The organism is Anditalea andensis (assembly GCF_000714815.1).
Lineage (GTDB): Bacteria > Bacteroidota > Bacteroidia > Cytophagales > Cyclobacteriaceae > Anditalea > Anditalea andensis.
In genome coordinates this window covers 201,642-218,842 of sequence record NZ_JMIH01000024.1, presented here as the reverse complement: position 1 = coordinate 218,842, position 17,201 = coordinate 201,642, and the positions used below count along the sequence as shown (strand labels likewise).

14 protein-coding genes are annotated in these 17,201 nt (G+C 38.0%); 3 read left to right on the top strand and 11 right to left on the bottom strand.

Going from position 1 to position 17,201, the window contains the following annotated elements:
* Positions 1-138: 138 nt before the first annotated feature.
* Positions 139-567: an FKBP-type peptidyl-prolyl cis-trans isomerase gene (locus EL17_RS17340; protein ID WP_035076950.1), complete on the top strand. Its 429-nt coding sequence runs from the start codon at positions 139-141 to the stop codon at positions 565-567.
* A gap of 49 nt (positions 568-616) precedes the next feature.
* Here EL17_RS17340 and EL17_RS17335 read toward each other — a convergent pair whose 3' ends face one another.
* The 5 genes from EL17_RS17335 to EL17_RS22740 form a co-directional block, all read right to left on the bottom strand.
* Positions 617-1,045, bottom strand: coding sequence for a hypothetical protein (locus EL17_RS17335; RefSeq protein WP_035076948.1), 429 nt, complete (start codon positions 1,043-1,045; stop codon positions 617-619).
* 73 nt (positions 1,046-1,118) lie between these two features.
* Positions 1,119-1,940 (bottom strand): hypothetical protein, encoded by an 822-nt coding sequence (locus EL17_RS17330; RefSeq protein ID WP_035076946.1) that lies wholly within the window; start codon positions 1,938-1,940, stop codon positions 1,119-1,121.
* Between the two features lie 32 nt (positions 1,941-1,972).
* Positions 1,973-2,737: a UDP-2,3-diacylglucosamine diphosphatase gene (locus tag EL17_RS17325; protein ID WP_035076944.1), complete on the bottom strand. Its 765-nt coding sequence runs from the start codon at positions 2,735-2,737 to the stop codon at positions 1,973-1,975.
* Between the two features lie 174 nt (positions 2,738-2,911).
* Positions 2,912-3,397 carry a methylated-DNA--[protein]-cysteine S-methyltransferase gene (locus tag EL17_RS17320; RefSeq protein ID WP_051720085.1) on the bottom strand — a complete coding sequence of 162 codons (486 nt, stop codon included), beginning with the start codon at positions 3,395-3,397 and terminating at the stop codon, positions 2,912-2,914.
* A 193-nt stretch (positions 3,398-3,590) separates the two neighbouring features.
* On the bottom strand, positions 3,591-4,163 hold the full coding sequence (locus EL17_RS22740) for a DUF3244 domain-containing protein (protein WP_051720083.1): 573 nt from the start codon (positions 4,161-4,163) through the stop codon (positions 3,591-3,593).
* Between the two features lie 610 nt (positions 4,164-4,773).
* On the opposite strand from EL17_RS22740, the gene EL17_RS17305 reads away from it, so the two are divergent.
* Positions 4,774-5,244: a hypothetical protein gene (locus EL17_RS17305; protein ID WP_035076940.1), complete on the top strand. Its 471-nt coding sequence runs from the start codon at positions 4,774-4,776 to the stop codon at positions 5,242-5,244.
* A 273-nt stretch (positions 5,245-5,517) separates the two neighbouring features.
* Complete coding sequence (locus tag EL17_RS17300; RefSeq protein ID WP_084166255.1) at positions 5,518-6,525, top strand: polysaccharide deacetylase family protein; 1,008 nt, start codon at positions 5,518-5,520, stop codon at positions 6,523-6,525.
* 9 nt (positions 6,526-6,534) lie between these two features.
* Here EL17_RS17300 and EL17_RS17295 read toward each other — a convergent pair whose 3' ends face one another.
* From EL17_RS17295 to EL17_RS17270, 6 genes are all read right to left on the bottom strand, one after another.
* Positions 6,535-8,625 (bottom strand): S9 family peptidase, encoded by a 2,091-nt coding sequence (locus EL17_RS17295; protein WP_035076939.1) that lies wholly within the window; start codon positions 8,623-8,625, stop codon positions 6,535-6,537.
* Positions 8,622-9,530 (bottom strand): serine hydrolase, encoded by a 909-nt coding sequence (locus EL17_RS17290; RefSeq protein WP_035076935.1) that lies wholly within the window; start codon positions 9,528-9,530, stop codon positions 8,622-8,624. The genes EL17_RS17295 and EL17_RS17290 overlap by 4 nt, the downstream gene beginning before the upstream one ends.
* A 59-nt stretch (positions 9,531-9,589) precedes the next feature.
* A complete protein-coding gene (locus EL17_RS17285) occupies positions 9,590-11,107 on the bottom strand; it encodes an N-acyl-D-amino-acid deacylase family protein (RefSeq protein ID WP_035076933.1) in 1,518 nt (505 codons plus the stop codon).
* An 8-nt stretch (positions 11,108-11,115) separates the two neighbouring features.
* Complete coding sequence (locus EL17_RS17280; RefSeq protein ID WP_240486012.1) at positions 11,116-12,345, bottom strand: D-alanyl-D-alanine carboxypeptidase/D-alanyl-D-alanine-endopeptidase; 1,230 nt, start codon at positions 12,343-12,345, stop codon at positions 11,116-11,118.
* Positions 12,346-12,509: 164 nt separating this feature from the next.
* Positions 12,510-13,934: a SusD/RagB family nutrient-binding outer membrane lipoprotein gene (locus EL17_RS17275; protein ID WP_035076929.1), complete on the bottom strand. Its 1,425-nt coding sequence runs from the start codon at positions 13,932-13,934 to the stop codon at positions 12,510-12,512.
* A gap of 13 nt (positions 13,935-13,947) precedes the next feature.
* A complete protein-coding gene (locus EL17_RS17270; protein ID WP_240486011.1) occupies positions 13,948-17,091 on the bottom strand; it encodes a SusC/RagA family TonB-linked outer membrane protein in 3,144 nt (1,047 codons plus the stop codon).
* Positions 17,092-17,201 lie beyond the last annotated feature (110 nt).

Here is a 17,201-nt window from a genome sequence, read left to right as displayed (position 1 = left end):
TAAGCATTACATGTCCATTAGTGAACAAATTACGCACATGATCGGACATAATATCAAATAGGTTGGGTAGGACTTTTTATCCTTTTATTATTTTGTTAACTTTGCTTTAATCATATAAATAACACAAAACATACAAAAATGTCTGTAGCAACTAAAGGAAACACCGTAAAAGTACACTACACTGGAAAATTGAAAGATGGGACTATTTTCGATAGCTCAGAAAGTAGAGAACCGCTTGAATTCACCCTTGGAGATGGAAACATGATAAAAGGTTTCGATGCAGCAGTGCACGGAATGAATATAGGTGAGGATAAAAGTATCACCATACCTTCTGAAGAGGCCTACGGCGAGAAGAAGGATGAAATGATGGTCGACATTCCACGCACCCAGGTACCTGCAGATATAAACCCAGAAGTGGGTATGGACCTATCTATCCAAAATCAAGAAGGGCAGCCTATGCCGGTAAAAGTGGTTCATGTAGATGATGAAAAAATCACTTTGGATGCTAACCATCCTCTAGCAGGCCAGGATTTGATCTTTGATATCAAGTTAGTCGAAATAGCTTAAATAAACATATCTAAAAATATAACCCGCTATTGGCGGGTTATATTTTTTATTATTCACTTTCCTCTGATTTTTGTTTTTTACCCTGAGGGGTTGCGTATATGCTTTTGGTCTTATTATATTTAGAATTACCGATTTCTACCACAAATATTTCTGAACTGGTCTGGCTCAGGTCGTAACTTTTGCGTTTACCATCAGCAGGGGATATAAAATCCTCGAGAATTAAATTTCCCAGAAAATCATAAATTTTAATTTTGGTATTGTTAATAGGTTTTTTCTCCAGATTAACATCAAATTTTTTAATACCCGTAGATTTAAGTTGGAAATCTACTTCCGGAACATTTATTTCTGTCGGAAAAGAAACCCTCGTTTCTTTATTTCTGCTAAATATCTGGGAGTAGCTGGGGTAGCTCGTACCCAATATGAGAACAAATCCTATAAAAATAAATAAGTACTGTAATGTAAGTAGAGGTTTTTCCATTAAACGGCTATTTTGCAAAAATTATAGAAGATAAAAATTAAATAGCTTTTATCTTCAGTTTGAACTTTATATCTTATCTATTGGTAGAAAATGGATTTTCATATATAGCGAATACCTGCTGATCATAAAATACTATTTGGTCAGATTGTAAGGCTATATTACCATATTTAATTCCTGATGGCAGATTAAACGCAGTTTTCATGCCCGTGTTCCATTTATATTCAATTATTTTTCCATCTTCTATATTATATATACATTCGCCCAGCACTCCAAGAGGATTTTTTCCAGGAATAGAAAGTTGTTTCAACAAATTGCCTTGTTCATCAAATATGAATACCAGATCCGGTGTTCGTAAAAAAACCATATTCTGGAAAGCTTTAATATCCATTATGTCCCATTCCTGATTTGGCAATACTAAATTTAGTACCTGATGCTGTAATAGGGCCTGTCTTCGCAAATCATATTTTTTAAGAGACATATCACTTTCATCAAATAGCCATAGCCCATAATTATTGCCCAGGGTAGCCATCGATGCCATCCCAATATCGAGATCTATCAAAGATACCTGGATAACCGGCGCTAGAAATCTATCGAATAATACAATGCGCTGAAGATCTTTATAAAAGGCAAAAATATTCATTGTTCTACCGGCTTCTAGATGTGAAATTTTTGCTTGGGATGCGACAGATACATGGTTTATACTTGCTCCTTTGGAAGAAGTCTGATAAATACTGCCATCTAACTGGGTATAGAAAATCATTCCTCTATTATCTATAGACACCAGATCGGCACCTTTTATGGAAAGGTCAGATTTCAAATCCCAAGTTATCTCCTGCGCAAAAGAAAAATGACCTATCAAACAGAGCGAAAACAAAACCCAAATCCTCCTATCCATCTGAGAGCATCTTCTATAAACCTTACAAATATCTAATACTTAAAATGCTTTAATTGAAAATTCTGACCATCAAAAACCCCATAAGTATACTGACTTACCCACTCCCCTAAATTGATATAATGAGCGCTATCTCCTACCGGCAACTCCAGCGGAAGATGCCTATGACCAAAGATGTAATAATCAAAATGCATCTGCTGCTCTACATGTTTGCAGTATTGCCATAACCATTCTTGGTCACCCTTAAAAAAGTCTTCCTGCTTTTTCTGATTGGTAATCCGGCTGTTTCCCGACCAATTTTGGGCAATACGAATTCCGATATCTGGATGTACCCATTTAAAAAGCAACTGACAGGTTTTATTGGTAAAAAATGTTTTTAAAAATTTATATTTCTTATCTCCGGGCCCCAATCCATCACCATGCCCCACTAAGAATTTTTTCCTATTGACTACTATTTGGAGGGGATGTGGGTAAACTGGAATATCCAACTCTTCAGTGAAATAATCATTCATCCATAAATCGTGGTTTCCGGTAAAAAAAATAATTGGAATACCTCTATCTCTGAGGCTGGCGATTTTGCCCAGAAATCTGATGAATCCTTTAGGAATCACTTTGTCATATTCAAACCAAAAATCAAATATATCACCTACCAAAAATATAGCGCCTGCTTCATCTTTAATAGTATCAAGCCAACGGATGATTTTTTCTTCTCTCTTTTTACTGCTAGATACATCTGGGGCACCCAAATGAAAGTCTGATGCAAAGAATATTTTCTGGTTTTCTTTAAGAATGATTTTCATAACGGCAGATCAGCTCCAAATTTAGATAAAAAAGAGCTAAGACGAAAATCATTCTAATAGGCACCTTTTATAACACCAATATGATATGGTCTTAAATACAGCCTATTACACAGTATATTAAAACAGTTTGATTAGATAAGGTAAATTTATGGGAAGCTAAAATATTCTCTGGGTTTAAAAACCCAGAGAATATTGATTGCCCGGCTGATCTCTCGCCTCGAGTTGTAGTAATTTAAGTTTTCTCCACAGCCCGCCCGCATACCCGGTTAGTTGGCCTGATTTGGCTATGATGCGGTGACACGGAATAACGATCAGAATAGGATTGGCACCATTGGCCGCACCCACTGCCCTGACTGCTTTAGGTTTGTCCAGCGAATGGGCGATGGTATGGTAAGAGGTGGTTTCCCCAAAAGGCACTTTATTGGCTTCCATCCAAACTTTCTGTTGGAAAGTACTGCCAATCAATCCTACAGGAATGTCAAACAATTTTAGCTTACCTTCAAAATAAAGTTCGAGCTGTTCTTTTACATTTAAAAGGAAAGGACTTGGGGGATTAAGTGTAATTTCTTCCTCCGTAAACTGTAAAGAAAGCAAATAGTCATCTTCGGCGATTAGTTTGATGTTTCCCAAAGGTGATTCCATTATCATTAATTCTACCATAATACTCCGGATTTAAATGAAACTACCTTTTTTTAACTTATATGCTTAAGATTTAAATGATGATTGAGTGTATAAACAGTGAACAATAAAATTTGTTGGTTAATATATATAAAAAAACGTTAATCTGTTAAAAAAAAAGGCAAAAAAAAATCCACCTCTATATTTAAAAATAGAGGTGGATTAAGGGAATAGATCAAAGTTGATATGTCTCAACATATCCATTTTTATCCGTTAAAGTAAAGTACAAACCCTGTATAGCTATATGGTTAAATTCATACTTTCTGGCAAATACGCCTCCTTCAACATATTCTTTTAATAATAGACGGTGAGATTTGTCATATACTTTCACAGTGACAGGACCGTCTTCAATCATTTCGTAGAGAGATACCTTTACAAATTTATCTCCCAATGTCTTCACATTAGCTTTAAAACTGGCCTTATTTTTTTTCTTGGCGATAGTTTCTATAGGGTATTCTATACTGGAATCTTTACTTTTGATCTGGATCGTATATTTCCCAGCTGGAAGTTCTTCCAAATTAATAGGCAATACTACATTTTCTTTCACTTTATGAGAAGTAAAATATATAGTAGAACCCTTTTCATCTTTTATTAATATTTTGACTCTCCCAAGTCCTTCCATTAGGGTGATTTTGGCCTTTTGTTCTTTAAGAGAAATACTGGACATGGTGGCTAATTCGTTTTTTGGTCCAGCGAAACTTGACAATGTGATGCCCATGGCTACTGCGAATGTTAATAAAGTTTTCATATGATGATAGGTTAAAGATGTATAATTATTTGATTTTAAGCTTTTAATCCTTATACCATCTTATATTCATAACCTGTACCACTACATTTCTTAAATTCAGATATCATTATATCAAAAGGTGCAATACCTCTTTCACTGATAATTGGCATGACCGGTAAAGTGTATCTTTTTAATACATTTTTAAAGTATTTTTGTATAAGCTGTATACTTACCGTACAGTATTTATCAGATTTTAACTATCCAAACAGTTGCATCACTACTAGTAAAAAATAAAATAATAAAAATAAAAATTTTTATTAAAAGGATGATATAAGATTTTGCAGTACACTATCGGACAGTTATTGCTCGCAAACGGATGATACAGACTTATATACCAGTAATTTTTGATGCATTGGTCAATGATGGGGCATAAATTGAAAGGGATATTTTTAAAGCTGATATAAAAGAGGAAATGAAAATTTAAGCCTTTCATCATATTTGCACCTTGGAATGATTCTACTCAGGCAAAAAAACAGTTAGCCGTAATACTTCCATATAAATTTAGAGAATAAAACTATACTGGTTTTATTTTTGCATCATACACATTTAATGACTCTTAATACTCTATCCAATGAATAATATAAAGTATATCTTTTTCCTGGCTGTTCTGTTTTTGACTTTTTCCTCATGTGAAACGGATGATGATCCTATACCAGAACAATTTGAAACCACTTTTCCAATAGAGCAAATAGAAAATTCAGGGGTTTTTGGAGAGATTACATTTTTAAAAACCGATGAAAACAGTACTTTAATCACTGTAAGGTTAAATGGTACTCAAGATGGAAATGTATATCCTGTAAGAATCCACAGTACATCCCCAGAGCAGGATGGTCCCGTAGTAAGAGAACTAAACGCTATAAATGGGGCTACAGGCATAAGCGAAACTATTGTTACCGATTTGGCTGACGGTACTTCCACTACTTATGAAGATTGGGTGGGATTTGACGGATATGTGCTAATATTAGAGAGTGAAGAAAATTTGGATGTTCAGATCGCAATTGGCCTATTAGGAGATAATATTCCAAATATACCAGGAGGATAATGCTGAAGTACATACTTAAACTGTCATATATTATATTAAAAAGAAATAAACTCCAAAAAAACCAGGTATTAGTTTTGGGTTAAATTATTTGTTATATATATTCATGAGTCTATAGTTAGTATTTATATATAAACCGGATTGTTATCGAGGAGAAAAAATCTGTTTTGATAGGACTCGGAAAGTCATAGTGGCTTACGCTATATGAAGAAATTTCATATATCAGAATTCATTTATTTTTCCATTTTATCTCAAAGGTTAACCATATAAAGTTGAATGCCACACCCACCAATCTTCATCATATCTATTGATTTTGAACTGCATTGGGGGAGGTTTGATAAAGCAGATCCTTTGAAACCAAAAAACTTTTATAAAACTACCCAAAAAGTAATTCCTAAAATCCTCTCTGTTTTTGAAAAATACCATATAGATGCTACTTGGGCCATAGTAGGTATGATTATGGCTAAAAATAAAAAAGAATGGAAAACATATGCCCCTAAAATAGTACCAGGATATGCCAACAGTGCCTTGTCTGCCTATAATTGGTATGAAAATAGGAGCATACATAAAAAAAGCCTTTTTGCTCCGGGTCTCGTCACCCAAATATTAAACACCCCAGGGCAGGAATTAGGTAGCCATACTTTCGGACATTTTTATACCATGGAAAAAGGTCAGACACTACCTGATTTTATGGCTGATTTAGAAGCTGCAAAATCAATAAGCCTGAAAAAATTTAATATACTTCCTATCTCCCTGGTTTTTCCTCGTAACCAATATAATGCTTCCTATTTAAAAAGCTGTAAAGAAGCTGGGTTTTTAGTGATACGTAGTAATCCTAAAAACTGGTTTTGGCAGAATCCGGAAAAGGAAACCCTCTTAAAGAAAATTTTTAGGACTGCTGACACCCTTTTTCCTGTTGGTAAAAAAACTTCTTTTCCACATTCCCATCTCACCATCCAGAAGGATTTACCCTTAGAAATTCCTTTCTCCAGACTATTAAGGCCAAAAATCCAATACCCGCTGTTAAATAATATCCGGCTAAACAGAATTAAAAGCGAAATGACGGAGGCTGCCAAAACAGGGGAAATATATCATCTATGGTGGCACCCTCATAACTTTGGAATTCATCCAAAGCAAAACCTCGCTGATCTGCAAACCATTTTAGACCATTTCATAACTTTAAAGTCCACCTACGGAATGATTTCCAAAAACATGGCGGGAATGGCTAAAATGATAATGAACGATCAAAATATTTTTGCATCGATCCATACTTATAATAAATAATATAGGCCTTTATTGGATTAAATGTTTGATGAGAAAATCGGCTGTGGCTTGATTTACTTTTACCATATTGGAATACTTCATCCAGTGGTGGCTATCATCTGGTATGACTAGATATTCGAATGGAAGGCCTCTTTGTTCAAACCTTCGGACCATATCTACTGTTTGAGAAAAAGACACATTTCGGTCATCATCTGCATGGATAAACAATACAGGCGATTTCCATGAGTCCAACATCGAAGCCGGAGAGGATTCCCATGCTACACGCCGGGCATCTTCCAGATCCTCTGCCTGCTCAATCCCATCGGCAGCCCTGATATACCCATCTCTTTTATGCACACCATGTATATCCACTCCTACGGCAAATAGATCTGAATCTTTTCCCAACGCTATAGCGGTAAGGTAGCCACCATAAGATCCTCCATAAATACCAATCTTACGGGAATCCACCTGAGGTAAACCTGCCAAGTATTCTCCAGCTGCTTTGACATCCCGATATTCAGAAGCACCTGCTATGCCCGCTCCCTCCGGCTTGTGAAACTGATGACCATATCCTATGCCCATCCTAAAATTCACAGATAAAACCACAAATCCCAGGTTGGCCAGATATTGGTTTAATGCATAGGTATTGGAATAATAATCCATATAACTCCAGCCTAACAGCATCTGTCTCTGAGGCCCTCCGTGCACAAAAACCACGGCAGGTTTATCCTTTCCACCGCCTGATTTTTCAAACAATTGACCATATACCAGCACACCGTCTGCTGCTGTAAAGCTTACCTGTACCGGCTTCACAAAATACTCAGCAGGAAAATCACCCGGTATTATATCTTTTGACAATACCTCTATATCCTTATTCCTTCCCAATAATACTGCGGGCAACAAAGGCTGCTTTGCATCACCGGAAAATAGGGCAAGCCGCTCTCCTTTTCCTATAAAAGTAGGGTAAGCTTCAATACCTTCTCCATCAGTGAGCAGCTGCATGTCTGCACGGTCTATTGAGACCATACCTATATGTCTTCTATCCAGATCTTCAGGCGAGGAACCTGTATTAAGCGCAAATACAGCTTTATCACCAGCTGAATTTAAAGAAATGTGTTCTAGCATAAAATTTCCTGAAGTGAGCTGTGTTGGCTTTCCTCCTTTGGAAGATATAGAATATAGATGGGGCCAGCCATCTTCATAGCTGAGATATACTATTCTTTCATTTGCTCCCCAGTTTAAATTAAAACCACCATGGGTGGTAGGAACAGATCCTGCCAAGGTCTGGGGTGCACTCCAAATTTTTTCTGCGGTACCTGAAACGACATCGGCTACCCATATTGCCCAGGGATTATGGCTTTGCCCTAATAACTTTTCCGGTGATCCTCCTCCTCCTGGAGTTCTGACAAAAACGATCTTCCTACCATCCTGTGACCATCTTGGAGAATGGTCTCTGGAAAAAGAGGGCGCTATATATTGTATTGGGGTGACCTGATCTTGATATATCCCCACAAAAGAATGATCCCCACGCAATGATACAAACAATAGTTTACGGCCATCGGGAGACCATTCGAGTGATGTTGTATTCCCTTTTGATGAGAATAAAATTTTTGCAGGTTCATTCCCATCCACGGAAGCTATCCATGCTTGGTTATTTTTAATGAAAGCTACTCTTTTGCTGTCTGGCGAAATCAAAGGTTCATCTCCTTCTGAAACCAACTGTGGAGTTCCTCCTGCGAAAGCTACTTTCCATACCTCCACTTTTGGGGGGATAGGATCACTTGCTGCATTTACTGGTACATTGGCACTTCCCCCGCCGTGATCTCCTCCCCTAACATAAACTATCCATTTACCATCTTTTGATATAGAAAGGCCGGAGATTTCTTGTCCATCGTCCCTGGTATATGCAGTAAGTGGTCTGGGATTGAAATCAGGGCCTTCTGCTACATATATGTTTCTTTTACCTTGTTCATTAAATGCCCAGGCTATCTTTTCGCTACCCTCAGAGGCTGTCAGTTCAGATGGAAAAGGATAGGAAGTGACTTGTTCCATAGAAAAATCCTGGCCACTACCAGTAAAATGAAAACCAAGTAGCAATATTAATAGTATGAATATTCTCATGATGATAGGGAATTGATATAATCGTAAATTTTTCTTGAAACTTTGGCAATAACTTGTTTACCCTGGGTGCTATCATTTAGGTTTTTTGAAAGGATAACTAATACATACTGACGGCCATCCGGCAAGCGGACTATACCAGAATCATGCTGTACACCTGTAATAAAGCCTGTTTTATGTGCTACAGTAATCTCTTCAGGTAGATCTGCAGGAATAAGGTCTCTAAAATGCTGATCAGCTAACACTTTAAACATTTCCTGATCAGCATGAGGGTCTACGGCAGTTTGGGTAGCGATAGCTTCCATGATTACCAATAGGTCATATGCGGTGGTTGTATTGTTTTTCCCTGCATCATAGGCTTTCTGATCCTCCACTCCCCTAAGTACCTGAATGTCTTTAGCTCCTAGATCACGCATAGTGTTGGTGGTGTTTTCAGCACCCACCATATCAATGAGGATGTTAGTGGCCAGATTAGAGCTTCGGGTGATCATAGGGTACACTATATCGTAAATGGTAGTCTTATTGCCTATCTGGTGATATAGCTCTTCCTCGCTATCTACTCCCAGTTCCATACTATAGGGGCTGCCATCTATGATGCTTTTAAATTCATTGTGCACTAATATTGAATCCGTTAGCATAAATTTACCCGCTGCAGCTTGTTTGTAAACTTCTATCATCACAGGGGTTTTCATGGTACTGGCCGCATGAAAATTTTCTCTTTCGTTTATATATAGGGAATGGTTGTCATTTCCCAGGTATTTGAATGCTAATCCAAAATCTCCTTCTACCTCAGAAAATGCTTGTTGGATTTCTGTTCTGAGAACTTCTAAATCATCCATTTGATTTGAAGTGTGGGAACATCCCATTATTCCCAATATCAATGAGGAAAGGAATAAAAACTGTTTCATAAGAATGCTGATTTAGAAGATAGTATATAATAACCCAGATACATCGCACCAACTATTTTCTATTTTTTTAAAATTTTACCTGCCCTTTCTTTAAAATCGGACTTTTCTTTAGCTAATTGTCCATTTACAATGACATACTTAAAGCCTTCAGCCAGCTGGTCCGGATGCTCATAGGTAGCTTTGGCCTTTACTTCATAAGGATTGAATACGACGAGATCCGCAGCCATACCCACTTCGATCAATCCTCTTCCTGTAAGCCCTACGTGTTTTGCTGCCAAACCTGTCATTTTATGAATGGCCTCAGGGAGGGTAAGGAGTGGTTCATTTATGACATATGACTCTATTATTTTGGCAAATGTGCCAAAGCTTCTGGGGTGGTTGGATGTGGGGCTTCCATCAGAGCAAATATTGACATATGGATCTTTTAAGAATTCCTTCATCACCATTTCATCCATTACAAAATAGGCGGCGCTGGTGCCGGATGGCCCTATATCATCGACTAATACTTTTTCAAATGGCTTATTTTTGACGGCAGCTATTTCGGCTAAGGTTTTTCCTTTAAATGGTCCTGTTCCGATTAATGTAGCTTCAGGACCATTTCGATGAATTACCTTATTGCGTAAATAGTCTTCCAGCTCTTTTCTTCTATCAGCTACCACTTCTTTATAATTAGCAGGTGGTTTGGCCCAGTCGGGGAAAAGAATGGATATACTCGTATAACTGGCTTCGTATGGATACAAATCAGCAGTAACAACCTTTCCAGCCCTCCTTTCATTTTCCAGTTTTCGAAGGATTTCGTGGGCACGCTCTGTCCCTTTGCCATACACTATTTTAATATGTGAAACGTGCACAGGGGAATATTCCCCTTGTGCCAGAAGTTCATCCAATGATGCTAATATATATCCATCGTCCTCGTTGCGCATGTGGCTCATCACTATTCCACCTTTTTCCCCTACTACCTTTGCCATGCGGTTTAGTTCTGCCTGATCTGCTACGTAACCAGGGTTATATTCCAACCCTGTGGTCATCCCAAAGCTTCCTGCATCCATGGCTGCTCTTAATATTTTATCCATAGCTGATAAAGCCTGTTCAGAAGGGGTTTTATCATATTTGACTCCAGATAACATTCTGACAGTGCCATGCCCGGCAAACATCCCAATGTTTACCCCAGGATGTATCTGATCTACACTGTCCATCCATTTAGATAGGTTGGTAGTGCTGGGACTAGACCCATCCTGTCCCAGAAAGATGGTCGTCACTCCCATGGCCAGAAAATTCTGAAATTCCGGGGTGTTTAGAGGATCCCCATGGGTATGCGTATCGATGAATCCCGGAGAGACTACACTGCCATATGCATTTATTATCTTTTTGGCTTTATATGAAGCAAGGGTGTCTTTTTCAATGAGTACTATTTTACCGTCTTGAACCAGTATCTGAGCAAAGTAGGGCTCTTCACCACTGCCATCTATAACCTGTGCATTTTTGATAAAAAGGTCATATTCCTGATCAGAAGAGGTTTGCTGACAGGAGAAATTTAATAAAACAAGACTGTATAATAAACCTATAATATACTTCATTTTTACACTTAATAGGTATGGTGAATCTGATATAATACTTTTTCCATTTCCTGTTTTAGCTCATTTGCGTTAAGGGTATAATTATTAAGTAAAAAACTAAAAAGGAGTGTTTTGCCACTTTTGGTAATCAGGTACCCACTGAGTGCATTACTCATAGTCAAGGTACCTGTTTTAGCATATATATAGGCAGGCATTCCCTCATCGGGTTTATAAAAATTACGGATGGTACCGGACTCCCCTCCGGCAGGAAAATACGATTTGATTTTCTCCATAGGGACCTCCTCCCGTATTTTGGCCAGTAAAGCTATGACTGTTCTGGGCGTAAACATATTTTTTGAAGACAAACCAGAGCCATCCACCCATCTAGGTTCATCTGGTAAATCCTTTAAATAGTTAGTTTTTGAATATGCAATAGCAGCTCTCATATCCAAAGAATCAAATAAGGTATCAGATACCAAATACATTAACTGCTCGGCCAAAAAATTATCCGAGATTTTCATCATTTGAGCATAAACAGAATCGACTTTCGCAGTGGGTAATTTTTTAAATGGCAATTTATGGTATCCTTTGTTATCAATAGTCTTGACAGGCTTCCCTACCTCCTTCGCCATCATATCAGCCACTATATCCGGTGAGGTGATGAATGGTTTGTCTGTAGTAATACTGAGATTATCATCTTCCCTATTGATGCCAAAATGATAAATATTGTCTTTATGCTCTCTGTATATGGAAAATTTACCTGTGGATATGTCTTCGATGATAGCCTCATCAAAATAAGCAGGATAAATACCATGTTGCTCGTTAGGTGATTTACTTAACCTTAAAACATTGCCATATACAGGAAAAGCAGATCTTTCTGTGGCATAGTAATTATTATACCAATCCCAGGACCATCCCTCACCGAAGGCGGGCACCTGAGCAAAAGTATTGACCATATAAAGCTCCTGAGGAACATTTTTCAAAAATTCGATTATAGTAGTATCTTTAAAATCCGGATGAAGAAACGTGGGATCACCTGTACCCCAAAAGATGAGAGAATCCTCTTTTTGAATATAATTCAGTCCCGAGATCAACCCATCACCTAAAGCTTTATAGCTCGTATAGAAGGTAAACAGTTTGGTATTAGAAGCAGGTATAAAATATTTATCCTCATTATGGGCATATAATGTCTTCTTCTTATCAGGATCTACCAACATAAAGCCCATATGTCCCTGGGAAAATACTCCAGAGTTATTCACTGATTTTTTTATCTTATGAACTGTACAAGAGCATAAGCTTAATAAAAAAATGCCTATTAAAAGTTTATTCATAATACAAAGGAAAAAAAGTCCCCTATAAAAGACAGGGGACTTATATAAAGTTGTTATGTTTTTATTTTGATTATCATTTAATAAAGAAATTATTATGGCCTGTCCCACCACAGGTTAGTAGATAAAGGTACCTCTGCAGGAACATTTGTTCCATTCTTAGAAATCTCACCTACTGGGTAAGCCATTCTTCTTATGAATGTATCAAGCTGGGCATTCATGGGCATCCTGAAATTTTCATACTGGTAATCATGTCTTCTGACATCATTCCAAGCCTCTGCGTTTAAATATGTAGTCACATATTTTTCTTTGAAGATCAGATTCAATGTCAAAGCATTTGCCCCTACACTTACTACAGGATTATTGATATACTCTTGGGCAGCCGCTTGGGGTACCTGCAGTTTATTCATATTTGCAGCTATACCATCAAGATAGGCCTGGTAGGCACGGGGTATATCATTTGTTCTAAAAGCTGCTTCTGCCTCAATGAATTTTGTTTCAGCATAGGTAACTATCCATAAGGGGGACTCCTCACTAGTCCAAGGTGAATTCACACTTATATATGATTCATCTCTCACGGTATTGGCTGCTGGTCCCAAATTACCCTGCCCATTACGCGTACCTTTAAATACTCCGTGAATGGTTCTATCTGTAATTTGCTCGATTCTAGGATCGAATACTCCATACGTTGTACCATTGAGATGGTTAACAAAGTTATCTGATAACCATCCTCCCAACAGGGCATTGGCATTACTGATCGCCACCTGGGCCCATGGGTTGTTACCCTGAAACACACCCATTCCTGCATCATCAGCATTAGAGGTATAAGCATTATCTAAGGCTGATAAAACTGCGTTTGGATCATATATGCTTTTTTTACTTACTTTGTTCAAAAACCTGGCCTTGATGGCATTGGCTGTTTTTAACCAAGCTAATCTGTTCCCTCCATGGATTAAATCCTGATTGACGCCTAATACTACCGCTGAATTGTCCTGGTTAAGTAAATCTATAGCTTCATTAAGTAAGTTTAAACATTCATTATATAAAGCTTCCTCACCATCATAAACAGGATTAAGCACAGAACCCCCAAACGCCTGACTATAGGGAGCAGCACCAAAAATATCAGTTATAAGCCCTAAATTATAGGCCATTAATACATTCGCCACGCCTAAATGCTCTGTGGAATTTACAGACCTGGCTAACACCTGCATGTCATAAATATCAGACATAGCCCTATATACTGAGTCCCATTGAGATGTTTGATCAGTTATCTCGTACGTATCCAAAGCACTCGATTCCACCGGACTGGCAATATACTGAGAATAATTATTCACAATATTTGCCATATTCCTACTAAATATACCTGTCTTATGTGTAACAGTAGATAGCAGTGAATTTAGAGGGGGGGCTTGAACAAAATTAGGATTTTCATTCAAATCAAAATATTCCTTACATCCAGATATCATGGAAGTAACCCCTATAAATAAAAGAAGTATGTAAATATATTTTATGTGTTTCATCTTTCAATTTTATTTAAAATCCAACATTCAAGGTGACCAAATAACTTCTTACACCAGGATAAGTAAACCCGGCAAATCCGTCTACATTCGTGCCGGCAGCAAATGAACTACTTTCCGGATCAAACCCTGAGTACTTAGTCCATAACCATAAATTATTACCCGTAAAACTGATACTTGCATTCTTTAAAGCTCTGGCTGGTATTAAAGATTGAGGCAATCTATACATTAATGAAAGCGACCTTAACCTGACCCATGACGCATCTTCAATGAAATTTTCTGAAACTCCCCGGTAATGTAACCGGTAATAACCGTCACCATAATCCCTGTTATGTATTGGATCCACCCCTTGTCCTAGCCACACTTGTTGTTCATTACGTGAGCCATCCGCTAGTACACCATCAAAAACCACATAATCATTCCTGTTTTCGGTAATAGAAGATATACCAAAAGCAGAATAAAAATTTGCAAGTTGATTATACCTATCCTGGCCTACCCTCGCATCAAAAAGAATATTTAAAGAAAAATTTCTGTAATTAAAAGTGTTATTCCATCCTGCGATCCAGTCCGGCTGTGAATCACCTATCTTTTTCTGCACCGATATAGGTTCTCGAACAGGGAAGCCGTTAGCTCCAATTACAATTGGCCTAGAAGTATCCACCTCTATAGGATCTGGTGTATCATCACCATAATCTCTCTGAAAGACTGTTCCAAATAAAGCACCATATGGCTGTCCAGGTATCAACTTCATAGTAACGGTGGCGCCTACATAACCAGATTGGGAAGCTATGTTGATTTCAGATAGATCATCCCTTATCTCCAATACTTTATTCCTGTTAGCTGACCAATTAAATGAGGTATTCCATGAAAAATCCGTAGATACTACAGGAGTTCCTGATACTGTAATTTCAAGTCCCCGATTTCTCATGGAGCCGGCATTTACCGCAGCTGTTATATATCCAGTGGCAGCAGAAACTGGTACTCTAATGATTTGATCTTTGCTGACTGCATCATATACGGTAACATCTAAATTTAATCTGTTTTTTAAGAAAGCCAGCTCTATACCAGATTCGAAAGTCTGCGTGAATTCAGGTCTTAGATTCGGATCTCCCAATAATGCCGGCCTGGTAAATCCTGTGAATCCAGTAGGTAATTGAGTATAAGATGCAAAACCTCCGCTTGTAGAATATTCTGCCGCATCCTTACCTATTTCAGCATATGAGAATTTAAATCTACCACTTTCAAATACGGATGGAAGATCAAAAGTCTCTGAAAACACATAACTCAAGCTGGCAGATGGATAGAAAAAGGAATTATTTGGCGCCATCAGAGATGACGTAATATCATTCCTTCCAGTAAAGGTCAGGTATAGAAAATCTTTGTAATCCAATGCCAATTCAGCAAATGTTCCCAACAATCTGTATTGACTATTGTTTTGAATTGCATTTAGAATATTTGCATTGCCCAGATTAAACCATTCAGGCACTGTCAGGTCAGCTCCTTCTATTCCGCTATTATCAATTCTCCTATCATACAATTCATTTCCAAGTCTCAAGGTAGCATTAAGGCCATTATTGAATGAATGGTTACCACTTACTATAAATGTGGTATTGAAAGTTCTGAATCTGGTATTGTAATCAAATAAAAGTCCTTGCCCAGGGGCGCCAAATGCTCCATTTTCATTTACTAACCTTTCTCCTTCCAAACCTCTAAAGCCTGGTGCAGTACGTAACCTGTTCTCTGTATAAGTATCTACACCTGCTCTAAAAGAGAAATCCAGCCAACTGGTAGGCTGATAAGATAAATTGGCACTGGCTATAAAACGGTTTACATCATCTTTTAGTCTATTCGTATTAGCTACATACATTGGATTGGTAGTGCCTCCATAGGATCTCATTGTTCCGTCAGGTTCTCTATAATCCCGAATATTATGCCTCGGAGACCAGTAAGTCAATTGTTCATTATATCGGATGGCATTATACCTATATCCACCGGAATTGGTAAAACTAGTATTCAAACCACCAGACAATACCTCACTTATTTTAAAAGTGGTATTTAATCTCGCTTGATACCTACTAAAATCAGTGCCAGGTAGCATACCTTTTTGGTCTAATTGGCTTAAAGAGGCTAAGAAGGTAACAGCTTTACCTCCACCTGTAACAGAAACATTATTCCTGATCTGCGTACCAGTAGTAAAGGCATCCTCCACATGTCTGTACAATCGTTCGGGATGGGTTGGATCTATTTGTCTTGCTTCAGCCACAGTAGGTCCCCATGAAGGCCAAAAACTTTCCGGATCATATTCATTTTTCCAACCTTGCGTATAGGTATCTTGGATATCAGGATATTTATTTACGGTTTCAAAGCCAACTGTACTTGAAAGGTTTACTCTCAGCTCTCCTTCCTGGCCGCTTTTAGTAGTAATCACTACTACACCATTTGCTCCACGAAGGCCATATAAAGCTGTAGCGGCCCCTCCTTTCAATACGTTTATTGATTCTATATCATCTGGATTGATATCTGCACCTCTATTTGACATACCTCTTAATTCTGCCCCACTTCCAAAAGTTGATGTACTATTATCCATTAATACGCCATCTATGACGAATAATGGTTGGTTATTCCTTCCTGGGTCAATGGAATTGACACCCCTGATTTGAATATTTGATCCTTGACCGGGAGCTCCTCCTGTAGCATTAATGGAAACCCCGGCTATTTTCCCCTGCAATGCATTTACTACATTTACTTCTCTATTGACATTTAGTTCTTCAGACCCTACCCTTTGGGTGGAATACCCTAATGATTTCTCATTTCTCTCAATACCCAAGGCTGTTACCACAACTTCTCCAAGTTGAGAAGCATCTGGTTCCATTATTATATTTATTGTGTTTCTATTCCGCACTGAAACTCTTTGCCTCGCAAAGCCCATAAAAGAAAATTCCAATGTCTGGTTTCCCGGTGGTACCTCTATACTATAATTACCATCTAAATCTGTCACGGTACCCGTGGTGGTTCCCTGTATGACCACATTCACACCAGGTAGTGGTCCTCCGTCCTCTTGGGATGTAACTGTTCCCCTTACGCTTTGCTGAGCCATAAGCGGCACCGATATCAGTAACATCAACAGTAGAAGGACTGAATTTGTAAAGTTTTTCATCATGTATTTCTTGTTTTAGCGTACAACATATATTATTGATTAGAAAGATATTAGTATAGGTAATAGTATCAGTGGTATTAGGTTATTGAGGGCGTGTAAGGCTTAAAGGCCTG

Bases quoted from the DNA above. Each gene is read 5' to 3' on its own strand.
- EL17_RS17340 (WP_035076950.1), top strand. From the start codon at position 139: ATGTCTGTAGCAACTAAAGGAAACACCGTAAAAGTACACTACACTGGA.
- EL17_RS17335 (WP_035076948.1), bottom strand. From the start codon at position 1,045: ATGGAAAAACCTCTACTTACATTACAGTACTTATTTATTTTTATAGGA.
- EL17_RS17330 (WP_035076946.1), bottom strand. From the start codon at position 1,940: ATGGATAGGAGGATTTGGGTTTTGTTTTCGCTCTGTTTGATAGGTCAT.
- EL17_RS17325 (WP_035076944.1), bottom strand. From the start codon at position 2,737: ATGAAAATCATTCTTAAAGAAAACCAGAAAATATTCTTTGCATCAGAC.
- EL17_RS17320 (WP_051720085.1), bottom strand. From the start codon at position 3,397: ATGGTAGAATTAATGATAATGGAATCACCTTTGGGAAACATCAAACTA.
- EL17_RS22740 (WP_051720083.1), bottom strand. From the start codon at position 4,163: ATGAAAACTTTATTAACATTCGCAGTAGCCATGGGCATCACATTGTCA.
- EL17_RS17305 (WP_035076940.1), top strand. From the start codon at position 4,774: ATGAATAATATAAAGTATATCTTTTTCCTGGCTGTTCTGTTTTTGACT.
- EL17_RS17300 (WP_084166255.1), top strand. From the start codon at position 5,518: ATGCCACACCCACCAATCTTCATCATATCTATTGATTTTGAACTGCAT.
- EL17_RS17295 (WP_035076939.1), bottom strand. From the start codon at position 8,625: ATGAGAATATTCATACTATTAATATTGCTACTTGGTTTTCATTTTACT.
- EL17_RS17290 (WP_035076935.1), bottom strand. From the start codon at position 9,530: ATGAAACAGTTTTTATTCCTTTCCTCATTGATATTGGGAATAATGGGA.
- EL17_RS17285 (WP_035076933.1), bottom strand. From the start codon at position 11,107: ATGAAGTATATTATAGGTTTATTATACAGTCTTGTTTTATTAAATTTC.
- EL17_RS17275 (WP_035076929.1), bottom strand. From the start codon at position 13,934: ATGAAACACATAAAATATATTTACATACTTCTTTTATTTATAGGGGTT.
- EL17_RS17270 (WP_240486011.1), bottom strand. From the start codon at position 17,091: ATGATGAAAAACTTTACAAATTCAGTCCTTCTACTGTTGATGTTACTG.